19 protein-coding genes are annotated in these 22479 nt (G+C 43.4%); 10 read left to right on the top strand and 9 right to left on the bottom strand.

The window, feature by feature from the left end; all coding sequences use genetic code 11:
- Positions 1 to 546 (bottom strand): transposase (locus WN50_RS26700; protein WP_049561295.1); only part of this gene is annotated, 546 nt, incomplete at its 3' end.
- Positions 547 to 603: 57 nt separating this feature from the next.
- Positions 604 to 2967, bottom strand: a complete 2364-nt coding sequence (locus WN50_RS26695; protein WP_046276675.1) for an ATP-binding protein — start codon at positions 2965 to 2967, stop codon at positions 604 to 606.
- A gap of 391 nt (positions 2968 to 3358) precedes the next feature.
- Here WN50_RS26695 and WN50_RS26690 point away from each other — a divergent pair, with 391 nt between their 5' ends.
- Positions 3359 to 3736: a hypothetical protein gene (locus WN50_RS26690; RefSeq protein ID WP_046276674.1), complete on the top strand. Its 378-nt coding sequence runs from the start codon at positions 3359 to 3361 to the stop codon at positions 3734 to 3736.
- A gap of 113 nt (positions 3737 to 3849) precedes the next feature.
- On the opposite strand, the gene WN50_RS26685 is transcribed toward WN50_RS26690, so the two are convergent.
- Positions 3850 to 5220 carry a GH1 family beta-glucosidase gene (locus WN50_RS26685; RefSeq protein ID WP_046276673.1) on the bottom strand — a complete coding sequence of 457 codons (1371 nt, stop codon included), beginning with the start codon at positions 5218 to 5220 and terminating at the stop codon, positions 3850 to 3852.
- Between the two features lie 686 nt (positions 5221 to 5906).
- Here WN50_RS26685 and WN50_RS26680 point away from each other — a divergent pair.
- From WN50_RS26680 to WN50_RS26665, 4 genes are all read left to right on the top strand, one after another.
- The gene (locus WN50_RS26680; protein WP_046276672.1) at positions 5907 to 6254 is read left to right on the top strand and encodes a 4a-hydroxytetrahydrobiopterin dehydratase; all 348 of its coding nucleotides are present in this window, start codon (positions 5907 to 5909) and stop codon (positions 6252 to 6254) included.
- Positions 6255 to 6754: 500 nt separating this feature from the next.
- Positions 6755 to 7459, top strand: coding sequence for an ImmA/IrrE family metallo-endopeptidase (locus WN50_RS26675; protein WP_046276671.1), 705 nt, complete (start codon positions 6755 to 6757; stop codon positions 7457 to 7459).
- Positions 7460 to 7657: 198 nt separating this feature from the next.
- On the top strand, positions 7658 to 8050 hold the full coding sequence (locus WN50_RS26670) for a hypothetical protein (RefSeq protein WP_046276670.1): 393 nt from the start codon (positions 7658 to 7660) through the stop codon (positions 8048 to 8050).
- Positions 8051 to 8192: 142 nt separating this feature from the next.
- The gene (locus WN50_RS26665; RefSeq protein WP_046276669.1) at positions 8193 to 11258 is read left to right on the top strand and encodes a type ISP restriction/modification enzyme; all 3066 of its coding nucleotides are present in this window, start codon (positions 8193 to 8195) and stop codon (positions 11256 to 11258) included.
- Between the two features lie 312 nt (positions 11259 to 11570).
- Here WN50_RS26665 and WN50_RS26660 read toward each other — a convergent pair whose 3' ends face one another.
- Both WN50_RS26660 and WN50_RS26655 read right to left on the bottom strand, forming a co-directional pair.
- Positions 11571 to 12839: a glycosyltransferase family protein gene (locus WN50_RS26660; RefSeq protein WP_046276668.1), complete on the bottom strand. Its 1269-nt coding sequence runs from the start codon at positions 12837 to 12839 to the stop codon at positions 11571 to 11573.
- Positions 12840 to 12892: 53 nt separating this feature from the next.
- Positions 12893 to 13486 (bottom strand): DJ-1/PfpI family protein, encoded by a 594-nt coding sequence (locus WN50_RS26655; protein ID WP_046276667.1) that lies wholly within the window; start codon positions 13484 to 13486, stop codon positions 12893 to 12895.
- Between the two features lie 76 nt (positions 13487 to 13562).
- Here WN50_RS26655 and WN50_RS26650 point away from each other — a divergent pair, with 76 nt between their 5' ends.
- Positions 13563 to 13937 carry a hypothetical protein gene (locus tag WN50_RS26650; protein WP_049561290.1) on the top strand — a complete coding sequence of 125 codons (375 nt, stop codon included), beginning with the start codon at positions 13563 to 13565 and terminating at the stop codon, positions 13935 to 13937.
- Positions 13938 to 14054: 117 nt separating this feature from the next.
- On the opposite strand, the gene psaX is transcribed toward WN50_RS26650, so the two are convergent.
- Positions 14055 to 14165 (bottom strand): photosystem I protein PsaX, encoded by a 111-nt coding sequence (psaX, locus tag WN50_RS32865; protein ID WP_072075644.1) that lies wholly within the window; start codon positions 14163 to 14165, stop codon positions 14055 to 14057.
- Positions 14166 to 14253: 88 nt separating this feature from the next.
- Complete coding sequence (lipA, locus tag WN50_RS26645) at positions 14254 to 15192, bottom strand: lipoyl synthase (RefSeq protein WP_046276665.1); 939 nt, start codon at positions 15190 to 15192, stop codon at positions 14254 to 14256.
- 144 nt (positions 15193 to 15336) lie between these two features.
- On the opposite strand from lipA, the gene WN50_RS26640 reads away from it, so the two are divergent.
- Both WN50_RS26640 and WN50_RS26635 read left to right on the top strand, forming a co-directional pair.
- Complete coding sequence (locus tag WN50_RS26640) at positions 15337 to 15897, top strand: response regulator (protein ID WP_046276677.1); 561 nt, start codon at positions 15337 to 15339, stop codon at positions 15895 to 15897.
- 50 nt (positions 15898 to 15947) lie between these two features.
- The gene (locus WN50_RS26635; protein ID WP_046276664.1) at positions 15948 to 16997 is read left to right on the top strand and encodes a bifunctional heptose 7-phosphate kinase/heptose 1-phosphate adenyltransferase; all 1050 of its coding nucleotides are present in this window, start codon (positions 15948 to 15950) and stop codon (positions 16995 to 16997) included.
- A 14-nt stretch (positions 16998 to 17011) separates the two neighbouring features.
- Here WN50_RS26635 and WN50_RS37210 read toward each other — a convergent pair whose 3' ends face one another.
- Both WN50_RS37210 and WN50_RS37205 read right to left on the bottom strand, forming a co-directional pair.
- Entirely contained in the window at positions 17012 to 17806 is a 795-nt protein-coding gene (locus WN50_RS37210) for a PatA/PatG family cyanobactin maturation protease (RefSeq protein ID WP_342586788.1), read from the bottom strand.
- Entirely contained in the window at positions 17739 to 18512 is a 774-nt protein-coding gene (locus tag WN50_RS37205; protein WP_342586787.1) for a S8 family serine peptidase, read from the bottom strand. Before WN50_RS37205 ends, WN50_RS37210 begins: the two co-directional genes overlap by 68 nt.
- A 963-nt stretch (positions 18513 to 19475) precedes the next feature.
- Here WN50_RS37205 and WN50_RS26625 point away from each other — a divergent pair.
- Together WN50_RS26625 and WN50_RS26620 are read left to right on the top strand one after the other, a co-directional pair.
- A complete protein-coding gene (locus WN50_RS26625) occupies positions 19476 to 21308 on the top strand; it encodes a DUF1565 domain-containing protein (RefSeq protein WP_235441143.1) in 1833 nt (610 codons plus the stop codon).
- 73 nt (positions 21309 to 21381) lie between these two features.
- Positions 21382 to 22329, top strand: a complete 948-nt coding sequence (locus WN50_RS26620) for a class I SAM-dependent methyltransferase (protein WP_046276663.1) — start codon at positions 21382 to 21384, stop codon at positions 22327 to 22329.
- Positions 22330 to 22479 lie beyond the last annotated feature (150 nt).

The following is a 22479-nucleotide window of genomic DNA, read 5'->3' as shown; positions in this document are numbered from 1 at the left end:
TTTTCCGGTATAGTCTCCAGGCTCAGAGCGATTTGCATCAAAACAAAATTGAGCATAATATCCATCGGCTCGTCTCACTACCCTAACTCGATTGATTTTTAAGGTTAGAAGATCTTTTCTAACATCTAAATTGCAGAAAAGAGAGAATTTACCCGCCTTGAAACCATCTGTAAAATTAATAGATCTACAGTCGGATGACAGTTTCCAGCCAGTTGTTTTGTATTCAACTGAACGACAATGTTTTTTGAATTGAGGATAGCCTTTTTTCTTCGTTCCCTCTCTACAACGACGGTAGAAACTAGAGATTGAATTCCAAGCCCTTTCACCCGAAGCTTGACGCGCCATTGAGTTCAGTTTTTTAGCAAAAGAAAATTCTTTCGCCAACTCTTTACACAAACGAGAAATTCGAGATTTATCCACATCCCGTTCATCTCGCCATAGTCTAACTGCCTTGTTCCTGATGAACTGTGCAGTCCTTATGGCTTCGTCAAGTCTTTCATATTGAGACTTGGAACCGTTCAATAACTTCGTTTCTCTAACTATCATAGAGTTATCTTATCACGGACAAACTTGGATAACAACTTGTTCGTCTTCGACTCACTGCTATCCATCCCCATACCTGAAGGTAGGGGCTTTTCGCAATTTCCTGGTAAAGATGATACAGGCAAAAGCTACGGATGAGGAATCATGTAACCAGTACCGTTTTTCTTGGTCGGGATCGGGTAGCAATACCCTATGAGCCAAATCAACAATTAGTTCTGCAATGTGACCCCGCAGTGGGAATGTTTCTGAAACGCCCCAGTTAAGGCAAGCTTCTGCTGCTTTAAAAATTAACTTAGAGTTTTTTATCAAAGCCTCTTGATTCTGCGCTAAAAGCCAACGCCAAACAGGTTCCCACAAATATACTTTTGGAGTTCCAATTGTACGTTCGTGTAACATAAGCCTTTGGCTTGCGGACATTGACTGGAAAACTCCAAAGTAATCAGGAATCGGCTCAGTTGCGATCGCTAGAAGACGAGAGATAAGACGCTGGATGAAAAAAGGAAGGTGTTCGCCGGAACAGCCTTGCAGAACTGAGCTTGGCTGTCTGCTCAAGATCGCGCCATCGAGAAGCAAGTCAATAAGCTGTAAATGATTACCTTTCTTTGCTTCTTGAAGCAATTCCTGCCATGTTTCAGTCTCTTCTGATTCCATCGCAAGATACAAAGCAAACCAGCGCACTGGCTGCGACCAAAGAGGATTTCCCGACTTCGCTGCAAGCTCACTAGCTTCTAGTTCACGTCTTTTCCCCAGAAGGTAACGAAATCTTGCACAATCTCCTACAAAACGGTGTGTGACAGCTACTTTTTCCTCTACAACTCGAAGACAGTCTCGTCGCACCAGGGTATATAGGATTTTGGATTCAATCCCAGAGTCATAAAGAGACAGATCGGGAGTAAATTTATCGGCTAATGAAATGGCTGTTTTAATTAAGACACGACCTTCTTCACTGGCTTCGTGGCTATCTCCCACATGAGAGCGCCAAAACCAAGCGAGTAGGTCTAAGTCATTTTTGAAGGATGAAACATTGATATTATCCGGTTGAATGCTACTAATCAGCCAGTCAAGAAGCTTAAGGTTTAAAGCAGGGCCAAAATTATCAGCGCGTTGAACAAGGCTCGCAACATCGCCTGGTAAAGCATTGGATGACTGAAGATCGTTTATAGGTAGTTGTGGAAGCTTAACAACATTTATAAAAACTTCTGTGCCAAGTCGAGCAACAATTTTTTCGAGAACTCTGGATTCAGCATCTGTATGTGCCACGAGTACAAAGCGCACATCCGTTGATCTTTCGTTAGCTAGAGCATTTTGAAGGAGGTTAAGTACACAATCAAAGCTTTGCTCATTGACATCACTCAGATCATCTATGATGATGATGGGTTTCTCAATTACCTGAGCTGCTAGCAGTTCATCAATACGTCTTGTATCTCGGCTAGATGTGGAGTCTGGAGTTTCTGTGAAGGAAATAATGTCAGAGGGATGGAGAAACAAGCGCGTGTAGTCTTGAAAGCTTGTTTGCATAGCCAACTTGCAAAGTGCTGATTTTCCAGATCCCGATGACCCGATGAGAAGGGTGATCCGCTTCGTGAGTACAGATGCTTGTAGCTGTGAAAGTAAATCTATCCTGGGTAGAGACAGACTGCCACCGAGTGTATGTCGAACGCCACGAAGTCGATAGCGCGATTGGCTTAATAATCTTGCCAGTGTTGCTCGAAATGCTTCCAAGCTTTTATCATTTATGAGTTCCCGCCATATAAGAGCGCTTATACGCTCAGGAGATAAGCCTGAACCAAGTTGAAGAAGATAGCCCAACCATCGTCCAATAGTTGTTTCTGTATCCTCATCCCGTGAAAGATTTTCTAACTCAGCCGTTAAGTCTGTTCTCGGTTCCGCAATAAGTTCATGATTGACACGCGCTTTAAATTCATTAAGTTTTTTGGAGTCTATATCTTTCGTTTTAGTCTTCCACCCTTTAATAATGTCATTGATATTCCTATTACCTTCAAATTTGCCAGAGATTACAAAACGTAAGTGTTTTAGTAAGTTAGGTGTACGTTCAGAGGCTAGGTTAAAAATTAACCAAAATTCTTCAAGTGCTTTAGAAACTGCACTATCGGAAAGAGTTTGTTTGACTTGTGTCAAAGTAACAAATTTACCGGCTTCAGTAATGTCTGAAATGGCTTCAGCGAGAACTTCATGAGATGTATTCGGGTCTTGGCGCTCGGCTTCAGAAGCTTTTTTCCATTGACGAACAATTTTCAGCAGTGTCAACAGAAATTGATGATCAAATCCACTCAAAGCCTGTAAACCGCCTTCTGCTTGCTGAGGATAAATTTCCTGCCAAGCACCTCTTAACTCATCTAAATCAGATAGTAGACTGAGTTCAGATGCTGTTAAAGTCGTGCTTGTTGTTTCATTATTAACCATGCCTAACCCTAACTTTTCCTATAAATATTTTTTGTCCTTTTGGACTTAAAGATCGGCTACCACCGCTCATAGAAAAAATCCCCAGCTTAAACCATATTGATATATCTATGGTCAGCCTGAGTTTGTTCATCGAAGTCCATATTCTCCCATTCTGCAATAATTCTCCCTGATCTGTCCAATTAAATCCGCCGGAACGCTATGGGGGCAGACAAACGGGTATTTATCCTCCTCTTAAAATAAAACCGGACTGGCGATCGCATCAACCATTAGTCCCATTTCAATCACCTCAAAAACACTACCAACGGTCAACACCTGACCAGGTTTAAACCTGTTAACGCTTAGATAGTCCCGCCATACCTTTTCAACAATAAATATTAGGAGAAATCAACTCATGATCGCCACAATTGCCACCGAAGAAGGACTCAAAATTCCCGTTTTCGATGCCGCTTACACCGATGCAAAAGGTCGCACTGTAGGCAAGTTCTTCAACAACCCAGAAATCCTGCGCTACTCAATTCTGCAAGCAATGTTTCAACCAGAAGAACTGCAATCATTAATGATAGTCAAACTTGATAAATCCAATCCAGATCCTCGCCAACTACGCTCCAGTATCCATGATCCAGAAGATAGCATCAAACGACGCATGATATTTCAATCTGGCAACAGTTATTACTTCGGTGACGAAACCCTAGCTAAAAAGATAGGAGACTTATTCATAACCGAAAAAGACACCGCCTGTCGCTACGGTTCTCTTCTCGTCTTTCTCTGATCAGGGAGCATCCCAGTTTGTACAAAACTGCAATAATATTAGTCCATAAGAAGCGGTAAAAGTGACAGAATCCCTGGTTTTTATCAATTGAGAATGATTGCGCTTTGGAACCGTTAAACCACTCGATTTTGACGAATACATTCAGCATACCAATTAAAACTCATTTTAGGAATGCGGCGTTGAGTGGGATAATCAATATAAACTAAACCAAATCGGCGATCATACCCCCACGCCCATTCAAAATTATCCATCAAACTCCACACAAAATAACCCTTCAAAGGATATCCTTCTGAAACCGCCCGATAAGCCGAATTAAAATGTTGACGCAAATAGAAAATGCGATCGCTATCGATGACTTCTCCTTGTTGGTTTAATTCATCTTGGGCGGCGCATCCATTTTCGGTAATTAATATTGGTAAATTGGGCTGGTTTAACGTTTCGCTAATATGGCGAATTCCCCAATAAATTGATTCGGGGACAATATTTAACCAAGGCATATTCATTCGAGGATAACCTTTGGGTAAACCTAAAAATTCAAAACCTAGTTTATTATTAGCCGCCCTAACATAAGTTGCAGAATACACATTAAATCCCAAAAAATCTAACGGTTGATGAATAATTTCTAAATCTCCCGGTTGAATATCCGGTGCATTTTCGCCTAAAATTTCTAACAAAATTGGACTGTAATTTCCCGTTAACGCCGGAAACAATATTCCGCCATTTTGTCCGCAAAGGGGAAAGGCATTTTTTGCTGCTAAAATATGTTCAGATGATTCTATAATAGGAACCGTTACCGCCCAATTATCCACCAATGCAACCGAACAAGCAACCGGGGAAGCAGCGCGAATAGCTTGCACCCCTAGACCATGTGCAAGTAACGCATGATGAGAGGTTTGCCAAATGTCTTTGATGCGACTTACACGAGTTCCGGGCGCGTGAGGCGGATCGCTATTTACCGCATAACTGAGATGGGTAAAACAGGGAATTTCATTAATCGTTATCCAGTGGGTAATGCGATCGCCTAACCGACTCACAACAATACTAACATAATCTGCAAAATCTTGGGCGATTTCTCGACTCCGCCAAGACCCATATAAATCCTCTAAAGCTTGAGGACTATCCCAGTGAAATAAAGTTGCATGGGGGGTAATTTTATGTTCAAGTAAACAGTCTACTAAACGTTGATAAAAATCGATTCCGGCTTGATTAATTTCTCCTCGTCCGTTGGGAACAATTCTAGGCCAAGCAATACTAAACCGATAATGTTTAACCCCCAGTTTAGCCATCAATTTAATATCACTTTCATAGCGATGATAATGATCGCAAGCAACTTCTCCGGTATCTCCATTTAAAACTCGTCCGGGTGTGGCGCTGAAGGTATCCCAAACACTCGGTAAACGCCCATCTTTTCGGGTTGCGCCTTCAATTTGATAAGATGCAGTTGCCGCACCCCAAATAAAGTTTTCTGGAAATTGATCATTCATGGTTGACCTCTGAAATTTTTATCAAATCTGTTCTCTTTCTAAGGTACAATACAGACGGGAAAAAGTAACGAGTTTAATTATAAAATTTGATGAGGTTGATTATGTTTAAGAGATTGTCACTGAGATGAATATCAAGTCAACTCTAAATTTTTTACGGAGTTAGACACATAAATCTTCACAGATATTGATGATATCTAATGATAAAAAAAGACACGCTAACGACAACAATTTTCCCTCTTTGTGTCTTCGTGTCTTTGTGTTTTTCTTCTTTTTTTAGTTGAGAGGTTCTGCTGACCGTGTGCCAACAGATACCCCAATTCCTATTTCTCAATATTTTAGGAACGTATTTCTACTGATCTTCAAAACGGTTTGAAAATGTTTGAAAATGTTTGAAATGTTTGAATAATAGCTTCGGGTAGGATCAGAAATTGTATTCCGCTAGCAAAATGATGCGCCCAGCGAGGAAAATGGTTAAACCCATCAAAAAACGACAACCAGCCTAAATTGTCCCCGGAGTTCTCTGACTTGAGAGTATTAAATCTATTCCTCTAGGAAGATCCCGGTTTATATTTTGAGGATCTATCCTAGAACTTGATAAGTTACTTAATATTATAAGTAATCCTAGAAATTAAATGGGCTAATTTCTGACTTTATCTTTTTATTCTCAAACATTTTAGGAGGCTATTATGGCACAACTCACCGAACAAAAATGTGAAGCCTGTACCGCAGATGCAAAACCCGTAACTCAAGAAGAAATTCAACAGCTTAAACCGCAAATTCCTGAATGGGATTTAATTGATAGCCAAGGCGAAACTCGTTTACAGCGAACTTATAAATTTCCCGATTTTAAAACCGCTTTAGACTTTACAAATCAAGTCGGAAATGCAGCCGAAGCAGAAGGACATCACCCAGCAATTACCACTGAATATGGAAAAACAACCGTTACTTGGTGGACGCATACAATTTCTGGATTGCATCGCAATGATTTTATTATGGCAGCTAAAACCGATGATCTTGCTCAAAGCTTCCAATAAACTCTCACTCAATCATCGTTTAAATTAAGTGTTTGCATCCTCTCTGCAAACCTTTTTTCATGGGTTCAAGTTGCTTGAGTTCAAAATAGATTTTGATTCAACTTTTTTTAATCAACATTAGATGAGAGAGGGACAATTTGCCGTAATTTTGGAGAATTTGTAATAAAAATGTATTACACCATGCTTTAGTTCTAAGCCTTGATCAACTGGACATCATGCCAAGGGTACGAGTCAATACGCTTGACAACTTTGCTGAAATGTGTTACAAACTATATATGAATTTAATAACAGTGATTCAGCAATTCTTCACTGTGAACTGGGGTTAGACTGTGCTACAACTCTCAAGGGTTTTTGTCAACAAATAAAAACCAAATTTTAAGAATCAAAACTTTATATTTTTATCGATAAAAAGTGAGTTAAATTTCTCGTTTTTATCCGGTTCAATCTCGTCAGTTTTTGCAGCCGGATAGATGTTTTATGCACGGGAGGAAAAATAAGAAGTGAACTTACTAAAACCATACCGTTTTCACACAAAGGCGTTTATTGAATGCCTTGCCAACCGCATCCTAGAACAGATGCAAACGACAACACATTTTGCTCCGAATTGGCCGTTTGATGGCTCTTTAGTGGCTGATTTTCTCGATTTAGGCGTTGTTTGGGATGTTATAGAACCGGACGAACAAGGGGCGATTGCTGCGAGAATTTTACCGAGAGAACGACTGATTGAGATTAACGAAAATATTCTCAACAAACCTCAAGGCTTCATCGAATCAACCCTCGCCCACGAAATCGGCCATTGGGTCTTACACGTGAACCATCAAGCGATTCTCCAAGCCGCCACAGACGTCGAAGAACCCTTTGTTTGTCGCTCCCAGAGTAGCATCGCTCAAATCGCCTCCATAGAATGGCAAGCTCAATATTTTGCCAGTTGTTTGTTGATGCCGCGCTATATTATGGAGCAGAAACGCCTCAGTCGAGACTTAACAAAATGGTCACACCTCTATGAACTCCGTCAAGAATTGGGCGTCAGCATCTCCAATCTGGTTTGTCGCCTGCAAGATTTAGGCTGGATTCATATTCGTCCCGGAGAACGCACCATTTATCCCGGTTGCGAAACCCTCAAACAACCCCAACAGGTTCTCAATCAGCAGGCTCGGGGTCAATCCCTGAGTCGGTGGATGATGCTAGAAGAGGCCAAACGTTAATTGTCCCTAGCCTCAACTCGGGACTTCGTTGCAGCAAAAATCCGGTTTCTCCCCACAGAAGCCACTCTCTGACGACCTTCTGGGGAAATCTGAGATTGCCGCGTTTAATTTTACATTCACAGCCGCTCTAACACGCTATATTTACAGTCTGAGCAAAGTGAATTTGTCAATAACCCTATCTATGGTGTAGAAATCGCTATGACTGCCCTTCCCCTTTCTCGCTGGGAACTCCAAAACCCCCAACAACTCGCCGAATTACTAACAACAGCCCAAACCTGGAAAGAAATTGAGGCTCTCGGAAAAGCATACCCCGACTGGAAACGGGAGGCTTGGGAGTTGCTGTCCCCAGAGAAACGGGAATATATCCAACAACTCAAACAGTGGAAAGATTGTCCCACCGCTCAAAAATTTCCCCTTGGTTGTACCGTTGAGCGAATTAATAGCACCCAAGGACTAACCGGACAAGTAATTAGTTACTGGAGTGCCTATGGTATTGATTATGTCATGTTTAGAGTTGGACAGGATATTGACTGGTGTCAGGCTATTTTTTTGAAGAGAGTTAAAGCAGATAATCAATCCTCAGAAAATTGAAACTTTCAATCTCAACTCATGTAAATGTAGGGTATTTTGAAAGAAAAAGGTAAGAATAGTAGACCGAGTGCGTTAAAATGAGCTGGAATACTGAGCATCAGCCCTTAATTAGCCCAGGCTTCATAATTTCGGGAGTCGCTTTATGTCCAGATTGCTGATAACGCAATATCACGCAGAAGTTGAAAAAATCATTCGCTATGGGGGTTCTCGCAAGGAAACCAGCATTCGCAACGCCTTTGAACGTCTGCTGAATGAGTATTGCAAACCCCGCAGCTATCTGCTGATTCCCGAACTGGAATTCAAAACCAAGTTCAACACTACCGTTTTTCCCGATGGTACGGTTAAAGATGCCATCCGCTTGGAGCATGGCTGGTGGGAGAGCAAAGACCAGTATGATCACCTCGATGAAGAGATCGAGAAAAAACTGGAGTTGGGCTATCCCGACGAAAATATTCTCTTTGAAGACTCCCAAACCGCCGTTCTGATTCAGCACAGTCGGGAACAGTTGCGGGTTTCGATGCGGGATTCCGAAGCGCTCGATGGGCTGATCTCAACCTTTGTAGACTACGAACGCCCGGAAGTTCGGGACTTTCGCTCCGCGATCGCCAAATTCAAAGAAGACATTCCCCACATTATAGAAGCCTTACGACAGATTATAACACAACAGGAAGCCAGTAATACAACATTTCGGGAACGCCGCAACAGTTTTTTAGAGGTTTGTCGCCAGTCAATTAACCCGGAAATTGAGATTTTTGACATCCATGAAATGCTGATTCAACACATTCTCACGGAGGATATTTTTACCAATATTTTCCACGAGTCGCAGTTTCATCGGGAAAATAATATTGGCCGAGAAATCTCGGAGATTGTCAACACTTTTTTCACCGGAGCCACCCGCAGAAACACGCTTAAAAGCATCGAACATTACTATGCGGTGATTCGTCGCAAGTCGGAAAATATCGCCAACCACCACGAAAAGCAGAAGTTTCTTAAGGCGGTTTACGAGAATTTTTACAAGGCGTATAATCCGAAAGCGGCGGATCGGTTGGGGATTGTTTATACACCCAATGAAATAGTCCGCTTTATGATTGAAAGTGCGGATTATTTAGTACACAAGCACTTTGGGAAGTTGTTGAGCGATCCGGGGGTGGAGATTCTCGATCCTTGTACGGGTACGGGTACTTATGTGACGGAATTGATTGAATATTTACCGGCTGATAAGTTGGAGCATAAGTACAAGCATGAAATTCACTGTAATGAGGTGGCGATTTTACCCTATTATATTGCCAATTTGAATATCGAGTTTACCTACCAGCAAAAGATGGGGAAATACGAGGAGTTTCAAAATATTTGTTTGGTGGATACTTTGGATCATTGCGGGTTTGCCGGGAAGCAGCTTGATCTGTTTGCCATGAGCGTGCAGAATACAGCCAGAATTAAAGAACAAAATAGTCGGACAATTTCAGTGATTATTGGTAATCCGCCTTATAATGCTAATCAAGAAAATGAAAATGACGATAATCAAAATCGAAAATATCCCGAGGTAGATAAACGAATTAAAGAGACATATATCAAATACAGCAGAGCTAAGAAAACTAAGCGCTATGATATGTACTCTCGATTTTATAGATGGGCTACAGATCGATTAGGTGATAATGGGATACTGGCTTTTATTACCAATTCAAATTTTATAGATTCTGATGAAGCTGATGGTTTTAGAAAAGTTGTTGCTCAAGAGTTCAGCGACATATATATAATTGATTTGGGTGGTAATGTTCGAGCCAATCCAAAGCTTTCAGGAACTAAAAATAATGTTTTTGGTATTCAGGCAGGTGTGGCAATTAGCTTTATGATTAAAAAACCTTCTCAAGGTAGCCCTTGTAGAATTTATTATTCGAGAAGACCAGAATTTCAAACGGCTGATGAAAAGAATAAGTTTTTAGCAATTACTAAATTTGAGCAGATTTCCTTTAACCCTATTCAACCCGATCAAGAAAACAACTGGCTTAATTTAGGAGATAGCAATTTTAGTGATCTAGTACCGCTAGCTAATGAGGAAACGAAAAAAGCTAAAATAGAAAATGAGGAATGCGCTCTTTTTAAAATTTTTTCCATAGGTATTTCGACTAATAGGGATGAGTGGGTTGTAGATCCTTCACCAAAGAACTTACAAGATAAAATCAGGTTTTTTTCTGATTTATTCAATCAGGAAAAGAAAGAGACAGATGATAACAACTATGACAATAGAATCAAATGGTCTAGGAATTTGAAGAGAGATTACTCTAGAGGATTAAAAGAAGAATTTGATCCTCAGCGAATTGTAAAATTTCAATATCGACCTTTTACACCTCAATATTTATACAATTCAGATATCTTTGTCGATGAGCATGGTGCAATCTTACAATTCTTCCCAGGAGCAAGCGATGAACGCGAAAATCTGGCAATTTGTCTAACAATTCACAAACAAGTTCCTTTTGTTGTTCAGTCTTCTGGTTACTTATTCGATGCCGGTATAGGTTCTCGTGGTTCACATGGAGTTGCTCTGTACCGCTACGATGAAAATGGGAACCGCCTTGACAACATCACCGACTGGGGTTTAACCCAATTCCAAACCCACTATAAATCCCCCCGTCCTGCGGACACCCCCCTTGACAAGGGGGGCAGGGGGGATCAGATCAGCAAACTCGACATCTTCCACTACACCTACGCCGTCCTTCACCATCCCGCCTACCGTAGCAAATACGAACTCAACCTCAAACGCGAATTTCCCCGCCTCCCCTTCTATCCGAACTTCCATCAATGGGTAAACTGGGGTAAAGCATTAATGAATTTGCACCTCAACTATGAAACCATCGAACCCTACGGCTTAACCCGCAGGGAACTCAAGAGCAAAGCCACCCCCAAACCCAAACTCAAAGCCGACAAAATAAAAGGCATAATTATCCTTGATGAAAATACCCAACTCATCGGCGTTCCGGCGATCGCCTGGGAGTACAAACTTGGCAACCGTTCCGCTTTGGAATGGATACTCGATCAATACAAAGAAAAGACACCCCGCGACCCCACCATCGGCGAAAAATTCAACACCTACAAATTTGCCGACTACAAAGAACAAGTGATCGATCTATTACAAAGAGTCTGCACTCTTAGCGTCAAAACAATGGAAATAATTCAACAAATGCCCGATACTGTAGAACATCAGGGTTAGTCAAGCAGAGGAGAATAAGAATTGAATACGATTTACATCGTCTCAGATGTAAACCCCAGTGCAAGCGTCTCGCTTGCTGGATAGTTCTTTAAGGTTTAAAGCTTGACCTAATTCATTTTAAAAACTATTTTTTGAAAAACTATATAAGCTGTTATACATTTAGATTTGGTAAGGCTAGCGACCAAGATGGTCGCACTATCCGGTTTTTAATCTGTTCAATAATCGGGTTTCAATGACGAACAGCTTATCCTTATTTTATCATCGATCACCTCTAGCAAATCTTAAGCGATCGCCATCCATTTCTATTCTACTCTATTTTACCTCAAATTCAACTTGTTCTAACACTATTTTTGCCAACTTTTCCGCCGCTCCCGGTTCCCCTCGAACTTGAATTAAACGATCGCGCATTTGTTGTAGTTTTTCGGGATTTTGTAAATAATCTAACGCTAACTCCGCCACTGTTTTCGCTTCTAACTTTCCAACTAACTCCGGGACAATTTCCGTTTTCGCCCAAATATTCGGCCAAGCAAACCGTTTCCCCTGTTTTAATACCATCCAATTGATCGCTTTTGCAAACATTGAACCTGCTAAGGGTAAATTCGCTAACAGCCCCGGTATTCCATCCCAAGCCCGCATCGCATCTAATTGTTGGGTGGGAATCAATACAATCATTGGCACGCCTAAACACCCTAATTCAGCCGTATTCGCCCCAACTGTTGTTAAACACAACCGACATTGAGACAACAACCCATAAGCAGGGGTTTCAGTGTACAAGTAAATTTTTAAACCCGATTCTAACTGAAAATAAGGCGGATTAGCATCCTGTAAAATTGCCTTAAAATCACCGATTTGTGCTACAATAGGATTAAACTTTGGATCGGCAAATTGCGCTAACGTTGATAATTCTAACGTCGGGGCGACGGGAATCATAAAGCAAGTTTGAGGTCGTTTATTGTGTAAATATTGGGCGATCGCTAAGGTTAACGGCACACCTTGCGCTAATTTTGCAGGTTTTGAACCGGGTAACAACCCAATTAATTCAAGATGGCGATCGCTGAAAAACTCTAACCCCAGTTGTTGATTTTGCCTCAACTGTACATCCGCCATTAAATCCCCAACAATCTTAAATTTAGCAGAATATTGACTGGGAATTGCTTCAATCACCTTAGCATTCATCGCCGCAAAACTATCTATCCATCGCCACCAACGCCCATCCCATTCGGCATAAATCACACTCCGATAGCCTAAGCGTTTTGCTGTGATTACGGTAAAAAATTGATCGCCCCCCAAAAAAACAACCACACCTTGAGGATACCAGTCCCAATTTTCGGCGGTTTTTCCTGATAATAAAAATTGCCAAAAATAGTCTGCACTCTGAACCCGATCAATTTCTGGATAAGAACTTGCGATCGCCACTTCTTTTCCGGTAGCATGAGGACAAGGCGAAAGGATGAGAGAAATTCTCACCTTTTCCCCTTGATTTCCTAACTGTTTTCGCAATGCCTCAACCACTGGACGAACCCAGGTTGTGAGTTCTCCAGGGCCGTTAGAAAGGATTATAATATCAATAGGCTGCACCATCTCGTTTCTTGAATAAAAACCCAAACCACGTTCGACACAAAGATTTACTTAATTTAAAGGGGATGTGTCCAGTGATATTCCATGTATTTTGTAGTGTTTAAAGCGACTTCTTGACCTAAGAGTTTTGCCACCACATACAGCGACAAATCTATTCCGGCGGCAATTCCCCCCGAGGTGAGAATTTTGTCTTCCTCCACAAACCGTTGATTTTCGACAACTGTTGTATTGGGTGCAATTTCTCGCAGTAAGTCAAAGGCTTGGTGATGAGTGGTTGCTTTTAAACCCTCAAGTAAACCTGCTTTTGCTAAAATTAAAGAACCCGTACAAACGGACATCACGAACTCAGCATCTTGAGAACAGGTTTTAACCCAATCTAAAATCGGCGATCGCTTCATCGCTTCTCGACTGCCAATTCCGCCCGGAATGATTACAATATGAGGAGAGGGGCAATCAGCCAACGTATATTCGGGATTAACACTCAGCCCATTTTTGGCGCGAATTGCATCTTGGGTTTCCGCAACGGTGTACACCTGAAACGGTTGATTTTCATCGGATTCTGAGGTCACAGAAAAAACCTCAAACGGGCCTGCAAAGTCTAGAACTTCGACATCATTATAGATCAAGATCGCAACATTTTTTTGGGTCATTGTCTTTACCATTCACTCAAATGATCAATCTCTTAAAACCAAGAGACATTTTTGTTGTCATTTCTCAACCCAAACAATGATGAAAAACCTTTTAAAATCTCGTACTATTCTCCGCTTGAGTCTTGCCTTTGTAACCATTTTGATAGTTTGGCAATTATTTTCTTCGGCTCAGGCTTCTACCAACTCTCAACTGGAATTTCGGATTCGGCGCTTAGAAACTCAAATCGGTCAATTGAGAGGGGAAATTAGCGGTTTAAGATCACGATCTTCTCCCTCGGTTAATATTGTTGAAGTTCCGCCTGTTGAAAATATTCCGCCCGATCCGCGATCGCATTTAATGTCTGGTGATCCGATGTTTGATCGATTAGCAACACTGGTGATTGAACTCAAACAAGATTTTCAACAACTTCAGCAGCGTGTTGACCAGATCGAATCTCAGACCGAAACCTAAAAACAGCAAGAGATTGAAAATCCTTAAAGTGCTGCTCTACAATTCATTTTGATCAAATTCAATCCGAAATCGGGAGCAGCACCAATTTATTAAATCAAAAATTAACAGCGTTTCCAACTATTGGATGATATGGAAGTAGTAAGCGGCCACCAAAAAGTTGATTGCTAAAAGTAAGATAGCCCAGAAAGCGCGAAAAGTGTAAGGTGCTTTGGATTGACTCTTTGTCATAAACTTAATTCCCAATTCGATGACTTTATTAAAGCATAGATGAGATCATTTTCCGACAAATGGGGATCAATCTCTTTCCTAAGCAAGATCAGTCTATTTCTCCAGCATGATAAGAACTGCGAACAAGTGGGCCTGATCGCACATGAGAAAACCCCATTTCTTCAGCGATCGCACCGAACCGTTCAAATTCGGCTGGAGTCCAATATTTCTGCACAGGTAAATGTGCTAGAGACGGACGCATATATTGACCCAGAGTCAGGCGATCGCATTCAATTGATCGGAGATCTTCAAGGGTTTGAAGAATCTCCGCTTCGGTTTCTCCATGTCCTAACATTAATCCGGACTTTGTGGGAATAGTTGAATCCAGTTTTTTAACAATTCTCAACACATCCAACGATCGCTCATACTTAGCACCCCGTCTAACCGTTGCTTGTAGACGTCGGACGGTTTCGACATTATGGTTATAACAAGCGGGTTGAGCGGCAACGACAGTGGCAATGCGTTGATATTGGAGTTCACTGGGATCACCCCCACCCTGTCCCCCCCAAAAATCCGCCGTCAGGACTTCAATCTCGGTTTGGGGGTTATGTTGCCGAATCGCCTCCATCGTGGCGACAAACCAAGCTGCACCGCCATCGGTTAAATCATCTCGGGCGACAGAAGTCAACACCACATAACGCAACCCAAGAAGCTTTACCGCTTCGGCAACCTTTTGGGGTTCATCCGGGTCTAACGGCATAGGAGCATGACCCTTATCCACTTGACAAAAGGCACAGGAACGGGTGCAAGTCGGCCCCATTAGCAGAAAAGTCGCCGTACCATTGGCATAACATTCTCCCCGATTTGGGCAACGTCCCTCCTCACAGATGGTATGAATGTGGCGCTGTTTGATAATACGCTGAACTTCAGACAGTTCACTGGCTTTTCCAATCGGACGCCGCAACCAGTCTGGCATCGCCGCCACAGTTGATCGTAGGGAATTAGGTTGAGGCTGAGGTGTAGACGGGGAGTGAGTTGGGGTTGACATATTCCAAGTTAAAATCTTATCTATTTTGCCCTTTGAGGCTGATCCAGATTACTCTAATGTATGAAAAGAACTCGGGTAGAGTTCTAAGCTATGAGTCACAATAGACTCAAAGAGGAACACTTAACTCATCACAGGGAGTCAGTCGTGGCAGGTCGGAAAATCCTGGTTATTGATGATAGCAAAGTTATTCGAGTGCGAGTTCGGGAAATGCTGCCTCCGGGTAACTTTGACGTCTTAGAAGCCAAAGACGGTAAAGAAGGACTCGAACTGGTTCATCAGGAACACCCCAACTTGATTATGTTGGATTTCCTGTTACCCAAGTTGAGCGGTTGGGAAGTGTTCCAGCAGATCCAAGCTCATAATGATCTGCGGAAAATTCCATTAGTGTTAATGTCGGGTCGTAAAGAGGAGGTCACTGAAAAAATTGCTGAACCGTTTGAGTATTTTGAGTTTATCGAAAAACCCTTTGAGAAAAAGCAACTGATCGAGGCGATCAAGTCAGCTTTTGCCAAGGCGAACAAAGTCCGAGAACCCCAACCGAGTGCTGCACCTGCTGTAACTCCAGGAGCGCTATCAACGGCTGACGCGGCGAAAATTCAAGCCTTAGAACAGCAAATGGTCAAGATGCAAGCGGAGATGAACGCCCTCAAAAAACAACTTGTTCAACTCAAGGCTTTTGTTCTCAAACAAAAAAAGCCCTCTTAAGCCTGAGAGGGGAACTGCTAAAATTCAATGTTCATTCCCTGATTCGCGTTATGACTCTAGATGCTTCTTTTCTCACCCAACTGAGTGCGACGGCAGACCCACTCACGCAACGGTTGGATCAATTTTCTCAAGCCAAAGTCTTAGTTGTGGGAGATTTAACCCTAGACGAATATCTCACGGGTCAGGTGGAACGTCTGTCTCGTGAGGCGCCGGTGTTAATTCTCAGACATGAAGCGACTCGCCAGATTCCCGGAGGTGGGGCGAATGCGGTGTATAATCTGGCGAAACTGGGTGCAACGGTGAAAGTCGCGGGTTTTGTGGGTGAGGATGAACAGGGTTTGGCTTTGCGGCGAATTTTTGAGCAAGCGGGAATTGACACTGGGGGAATGTTGCTAGACCCTCATCGCCCGACGGTGACGAAAACTCGCATTTCCGGTCATGCCCGCCAGTCGGTGACGCAACAAATTGTCAGAATTGACCGCAAATCTGATGATTTACCGGATGCGGACTTACAGTTACAATTGGCTGACTATATTCGCCAACAACTGGGGACTGTAGATGCGGTGGTTTGTTCGGACTATGGGGATGGGGTTCTCACGCCTGGGACGATTAAAGCGGCTTTGTCTCATCCTTTGACGGTGGTGGATACACAGAAGGATTTACATCGGTTTCCGGGGGCGAGTGTGTTTACTCCCAACCTGCCTGAAGCGGAACTGGCGGTGGGATACTCGATAACGGATGATCACACCCTCGCTCAAGCCGGAGAGGACTTGTTGAAACTCACCCAAGCCGCTCATATTTTGATTACTCGCGGTGAAGATGGGATGAGTCTGTTTTCTCGTTCAGACAATAGCAGTCCGATTTTATCCCATGTTCCGGCTTTCAACCGCACAGATGTGTTTGATGTCACCGGAGCGGGGGATACGGTGGTTGCAGCGTTAACGCTGGGGTTGTGTAGGGGGGCTTCGATGCGGGAAGCGGCTATTTTAGGGAATTTAGCCGCGAGTTTGGTGGTACGTCAGTTTGGGACGGCGACAACGACGACTGAGCAAATGAAAGAAACCTTGCGATCGCTTGTCTCGGAACTGAGTTCCATCTAAAATTAGCTAATATTTTATTGATTTGGATCAGCTTTAAATGCAACTCTCTCAGACGGCAATGACCAGCTTTTCACCTCACCTAAAGTTACTGGCATCTGAAGCACCACATCAAGGGTAAAACGGAAAACTTTGCGCCCCCGACGACTACTTTCCGGGTCGAAAAACTCAAGCTTGACATCCCAACAGTCACTGTTGATGCGACAGAAGGGGCTTTTTTCGACTTTAATGGTGTCGAGTTGCCGACGTTCAGCGATCGCTTTCGCAAAGACGGAAGCCGCTTGGAAGATGTTGGTGGCGGCGAAGTTGAGGGCGCGATCGCGCGAAGTCTGCCCCACATTGCGGAGATCGTTGTAAACTCGGTTCAGGAACGAAGTCAGAGCTTGTCGCACCAGAGGTTCTTGAGCTTCGTCCACCTGACGAGAGATCGCCGCCATCGCCGCGTTGACCAGGGTATTCACTTTCCAGCCGTACATTCCTCGGATATCATGTACCTTCACGACTGGCACAACCTGACCAGAGAATAGTTCAACTTTGCGGTTAGTTTGTCGGGCGGGGATGCTAATTCGTTCTACAAATTCATCACTGCTTTCTGGTTCCAGTTGACCCGCCAACATCAGCACAAACATCTCGTAGATCTGGTCTGAAAACGCTCCTGTTGGCTCTAGGACATAGATCGTGTCTCCATCCAGGCTCAACGTCCAGATCAACGAACGGCTTTCGTCTGGGTTGCGATCGAGGTGTTCAACCATCTGACGGGGATCGTAGGGGTCTGGCGGAACCAAGATGCTGTCCATTTCTACCGGAGCCATCCGTTCTTTGAAGACTGAGTAACACTGCTGCTACACCGGAGACAATCGGCTTGGCTAAACTTGTCCCACTCAGGCGGTGGGTGCCACCACCCGGTTTCGCCCCCAGGATGTCTTTGCCAGGGGCAAGGATTCCTTGGTTTTTGTAGGTTTCGCCCCAGTTGCTAAAGTCCAGGGCTTTGCCATTCCCATCCATCGCCCCGACCGCTAGCACAGATGGCAAGGCTGCGGGTACGTGTAAGCAATCGCAACCATTGTTCCCCGCCGCAGCGACCAGCAAGACGTTATTTTGTCTGCACAGACGAACGGCATTCTCTAGCCAGCCATCGGCTTCGCCAAAGTCAGTCAGTTGACCTCCACTGAGGTTGATCACGTGGGCTCCAGCATTGACGGCTTGCTCGATTCCCCGAGCCAAATCTAACTGGGAAGTCTTGCGGCGGTCATCGGCAAAGATCGGCACGATTATCCCCTTGCAATGGGGAGCGATTCCCTGCACTGGGCTGCCCGGTTGCCCAAAGATAATGCTGGCAACGTGGGTTCCGTGCATGGACATATTGCCATCAATTCTAGGAGCCTCTTGAACCAAGGTGGGAAGATAGGTTAAATCAGCGCCTTGGAAGCAAGGATGATTTTGGTCAACAGGACCATCCAAAACAGCCACACAAATACTACTATCTCCTTGGGAGATGGTACTTAATTTCTCTAGCATTTAAACGTATTTATTCCAAATACTAATCAGCATAGAGTCGTTCTTTTACATCTATTGCTAGCTGGGTTTTCACCTTGAATGTAAGGTAATCAAACCCAGTCTACTCTAAGTCTAATCTTTGAAAAAAGACTATCATAACATTGTCTTTAAAACAAGGGATTAGTTTGATTTATGCACAATCCTATGTTGGCTAGATGCTCCAACAGACGGTCACTTTAAATGACTGGTTTGTTAAATTGGCTAGTGGAAGAGCGTTTAGCTCAATCCCAACTCACTACAAATATCTAAACATAGTTATAAGCAAAAGTCTAACTTGTTTAAATAAAACTTTACAGAGTTCTTGAATCTGTTGAATTTTTAGTAAAATGGCCTATTCTGAAGATGGCTTTTCCGTACCGACTTTTGATCTTAATGAAGCGCGAATACTCGCACCAAAATTGTTTTTGGTGTCGGGACAGGGCTTTGAGGCATTCCCCTGTAAATTCAGAGTCAGGGGCGAACGGTTAACTTTTGCAACTTTTTTAGGATCTAATAGTATGAACCTGCTATTTTGTGGTACGGTGCTACGGTAATTTGTGTAGCAATCGGGGTTCTCTCGGAGGCTGGGATTCAAAGGATCAGCCGATACAATTTTCAGGGATGGCTCAGGCTGAAACCCTTGATTAAGCTAGATTCTAACCTGACGGGAGAGCCAAGCGGAACGATCAAGGGAGATTTGATCGTCTTGTTGGCTGATTGCGATCAGTCCATGAACGTCAAATCTTAGAAAGAAGATTCCCCCGAATAAATTTTGGGAAGTGTCAATTGACGCCAATCCAATTTCTTGTTAGATTTTGCACTTCTATTACAGTTTGTCGGAGAAAAGCCGTGAGTTCACCATCCCACCGCAACTGTGAATCGACCTCGCATCTGATCAAGTTCGATCATCAATCGTCTGAGTGCATCAATCGTTGTTCTAAACCTTTGAACTCCCGCGCTCTCAAACTTCATGGGTCTAACCTCAACTGTGAGTCGGTTCACCTGCCATTGAGTGTAAAATTTCAGCGTTTGTCGTTTTTAGTCGTTGCGATCGCCAGTCTGAGCCTTTACCTAGATGCCGCTCCGACTCTAGCAGAACCGTTGCTGAGACAACAAGTGGATCAAACCCCTCAGTCTCCCAATATCCCTGCTAACATCATTTACGTGAGTGCTTCCACTGGAGATGATGGGGGTAACGGTTCCCAAGAGTCTCCGTTGAGAACGATTACTCAAGCCTTAAATCTCGCTCAAGCCAATACCGCAATTCTTCTCGCGCAGGGAACCTACAGCGCCCAAACAGGCGAACAGTTTCCCCTAATGCTCAAACCCAATGTTACCATTCAAGGCAATCCCAACACTCGCGGAGAAGCGATTATTATCTATGGTGGCGGCTTCTATACCAGTCGCACCTCAGCCAAACAAGACATTGCGGTTCTCGGGGCTAACGGGGCGAGAATTAGCGGGGTAACAGTGACCAATCCCAATCCACGCGGCTATGGATTATGGGTAGAATCGGCTTCAATGATTATCTCTAATAATACCTTTAGCGGCAGCACCCATGATGGTATTTCGGTTGTTGGCAGCAGTGCGCCGTTAATACAAGAAAATAATTTTAGCGGAAATGGAGCGAACGGTATTACTGTTTTTGGTTCCTCTCGCCCAGAAATTCGCAATAATGAATTTCAAAATACTGGATTTGGAATTAATGTCTCCCAAAATGCTGCTCCGTTTATCGCTGGAAATCGGATTATTTTTAACAAAGATGGGATTGTGATTCAAGCGAACGCCCGTCCGATTTTAAGAGATAATTATATTGAACGCAATCAACGGGATGGAATTGTGGCGATCGCTACGGCGTTACCCGACTTAGGAAATGCTACCGAACCCGGTCATAACGTCATCCGCAGTAATGGCCGCTATGATGTCAACAACGGCACGAAAACCCAAGTCATCCAAGCCTACGGAAATCAACTCACTTCAGCCAAAACCATTGGTTCAGTCGAAGTCATCGGAAATTATACCGCCCCGAATGCCCCCTCTCCCATCGCCCAGCAACTTACCAACCGCGTTAATCACGACTCGGCTAATAACCCCTCCGCTATTTCTCCTATCAATAGCAGCGCCGCCTTACCGGTATTCATCCCAGAAGCATCCACTTCTCGCCCAACAGCCCGAAATCCTCGTCCGACGGCTTCCCCTCGCCCTGTGTCTATTGCGGTTCCCCCACCCCAAATTCAAGGGATTTCGACACCGCCTCCTACTCCTGCGCCTGTTGTCGCCAATTCTAACTCCTCTGGGAGATCTTTAATTCTCTCCAACCTCTCCTCAACCTCTGCTTCGGAATCTACCGCTATTCCTATTGCGGTTCCGCCGCCTGAAACCGGAGAAGTGTTAAATTCCTATCCGCCCCAAAATTCACCGCCGCAAGCGTTATCTTCGTCGGGTGTGTTACCTGTTCCGGGTTCTGGTATTCCCCTAAGTGGCGAAGGTTATCTTCCCCCGGGTTTAAATACTGGCCCTTCTGCAAGTCCGCCTGTCGGTCAGTTGACCCCTCTAACAACGGCTTTAAGAAGTTTACAGTATCGTGTCGTTGTCGAGGATAATAGTGAGGGGGCTTATCAACGAGTCAGAACGGTTGTTCCTGATGCGTTTCGCACGGTGGTTCAAGGACGCTCAATTATTCAAGCAGGCGCTTTTGAAAGTCGTGCTAAAGCCTCGGAGGTGATACAATTGCTAAACCGAAATGGAATTCGAGCTAAACTCGAACCCTATAATTAGCAAATCCGTGACGATGTGAATTAATTTTTGATTAATCAAACTCTCGGGTGTGTTTTTACTCTTTTTTTGATCGATGAACACTAAAATTAAACCGAACTGGGCGGGTGAAGATTTGTTATCTCGTTTCGTGAATGTGTTAATTAAAACGCCTCCCATTTACAGCGTGATGAAACATCAAGCTAGACAGGTTTTCATTAAAACAGCCGAAAAAAACGGCATTTATTGGCGGAAAAATTACAAACAATTAGAAGACTCAACCGTTAAAAGTTTATTCTCAAAAATTTGCGATCAAACTATTATTTATCCTGATTATTATCAACAACCTTTTCATGCTTACGAAACCGGAAACTTAGGTTGGGATGCTGCATTTGAAGCTGAATCTGCTACCTATTCAATGGGGTTGAGAGTTTGGCGAGATGAAAATCTCAGTTGGGAAACCGCCCACGAAAGATTACGTTATAGCTTTCATCAAGTTCTTGGAAAATATCTCCCTCAATCTGTTAATAATGTCTTAGATATCGGCTGTTCAGTGGGAATTTCTACCCGAAGTTTACATGATTATCTTAAACAAAATTATAATCCTCATGTTCAGACGATTGGTTTAGATTTATCGCCCTATATGTTAGCCGTCGCTCAATATCAAGATACTCAAGCCGAAATAGAATGGAAACACGCCCTTGCTGAAAATACAGGCTTTCCTGATGATTCCTTTGATGTGGTTACTCTACAGTTTCTCATCCATGAACTACCCCGTCAAGCTACTCGTAATATCTTTCAAGAAGTCTTGAGAATTCTGCGCCCCGGTGGCTGTTTAGCAATCGTTGATAATAATCCAAAATCTCCCGTTATTCAGAATTTACCGCCTGTGTTGTTTACTCTGATGAAAAGTACCGAACCCTGGACTGATGATTATTATACCTTTGATGTGGAAGCCGCTTTAACAGAAATCGGTTTTGACTATCAAACCACTGTTGCTAGTGACCCCCGCCATCGTACAATTATTGCGATCAAATCTGAATAAGAGCTTGATTTGTTTGATTTGGATTGATGGAGAATTCTTAGATCAGTGACGAGTGTAGAGGGGGGTTTAAACAGTTTACAGTTTACAGTTTTTACAGTTATTACTGGTTACTGTTCCCTGTCTCCTATCCCCAGTCCCCAGTCCCCAGTC

The organism is Limnoraphis robusta CS-951, from assembly GCF_000972705.2.
Note: the sequence above shows the minus strand (reverse complement) of the source record. Positions and strands in the feature narration are given on the sequence as shown.

Bases quoted from the DNA above. Each gene is read 5' to 3' on its own strand.
- psaX (WP_072075644.1), bottom strand. From the start codon at position 14,165: ATGACAAAGAGTCAATCCAAAGCACCTTACACTTTTCGCGCTTTCTGG.
- WN50_RS37210 (WP_342586788.1), bottom strand. From the start codon at position 17,806: ATGGCTCCGGTAGAAATGGACAGCATCTTGGTTCCGCCAGACCCCTAC.
- WN50_RS26670 (WP_046276670.1), top strand. From the start codon at position 7,658: ATGACTGCCCTTCCCCTTTCTCGCTGGGAACTCCAAAACCCCCAACAA.
- WN50_RS26655 (WP_046276667.1), bottom strand. From the start codon at position 13,486: ATGACCCAAAAAAATGTTGCGATCTTGATCTATAATGATGTCGAAGTT.
- WN50_RS26685 (WP_046276673.1), bottom strand. From the start codon at position 5,220: ATGAATGATCAATTTCCAGAAAACTTTATTTGGGGTGCGGCAACTGCA.
- WN50_RS26650 (WP_049561290.1), top strand. From the start codon at position 13,563: ATGATGAAAAACCTTTTAAAATCTCGTACTATTCTCCGCTTGAGTCTT.
- WN50_RS26620 (WP_046276663.1), top strand. From the start codon at position 21,382: ATGAACACTAAAATTAAACCGAACTGGGCGGGTGAAGATTTGTTATCT.
- WN50_RS26665 (WP_046276669.1), top strand. From the start codon at position 8,193: ATGTCCAGATTGCTGATAACGCAATATCACGCAGAAGTTGAAAAAATC.
- WN50_RS37205 (WP_342586787.1), bottom strand. From the start codon at position 18,512: ATGCTAGAGAAATTAAGTACCATCTCCCAAGGAGATAGTAGTATTTGT.
- WN50_RS26660 (WP_046276668.1), bottom strand. From the start codon at position 12,839: ATGGTGCAGCCTATTGATATTATAATCCTTTCTAACGGCCCTGGAGAA.
- WN50_RS26635 (WP_046276664.1), top strand. From the start codon at position 15,948: ATGACTCTAGATGCTTCTTTTCTCACCCAACTGAGTGCGACGGCAGAC.
- WN50_RS26680 (WP_046276672.1), top strand. From the start codon at position 5,907: ATGGCACAACTCACCGAACAAAAATGTGAAGCCTGTACCGCAGATGCA.
- WN50_RS26695 (WP_046276675.1), bottom strand. From the start codon at position 2,967: ATGGTTAATAATGAAACAACAAGCACGACTTTAACAGCATCTGAACTC.
- lipA (WP_046276665.1), bottom strand. From the start codon at position 15,192: ATGTCAACCCCAACTCACTCCCCGTCTACACCTCAGCCTCAACCTAAT.
- WN50_RS26690 (WP_046276674.1), top strand. From the start codon at position 3,359: ATGATCGCCACAATTGCCACCGAAGAAGGACTCAAAATTCCCGTTTTC.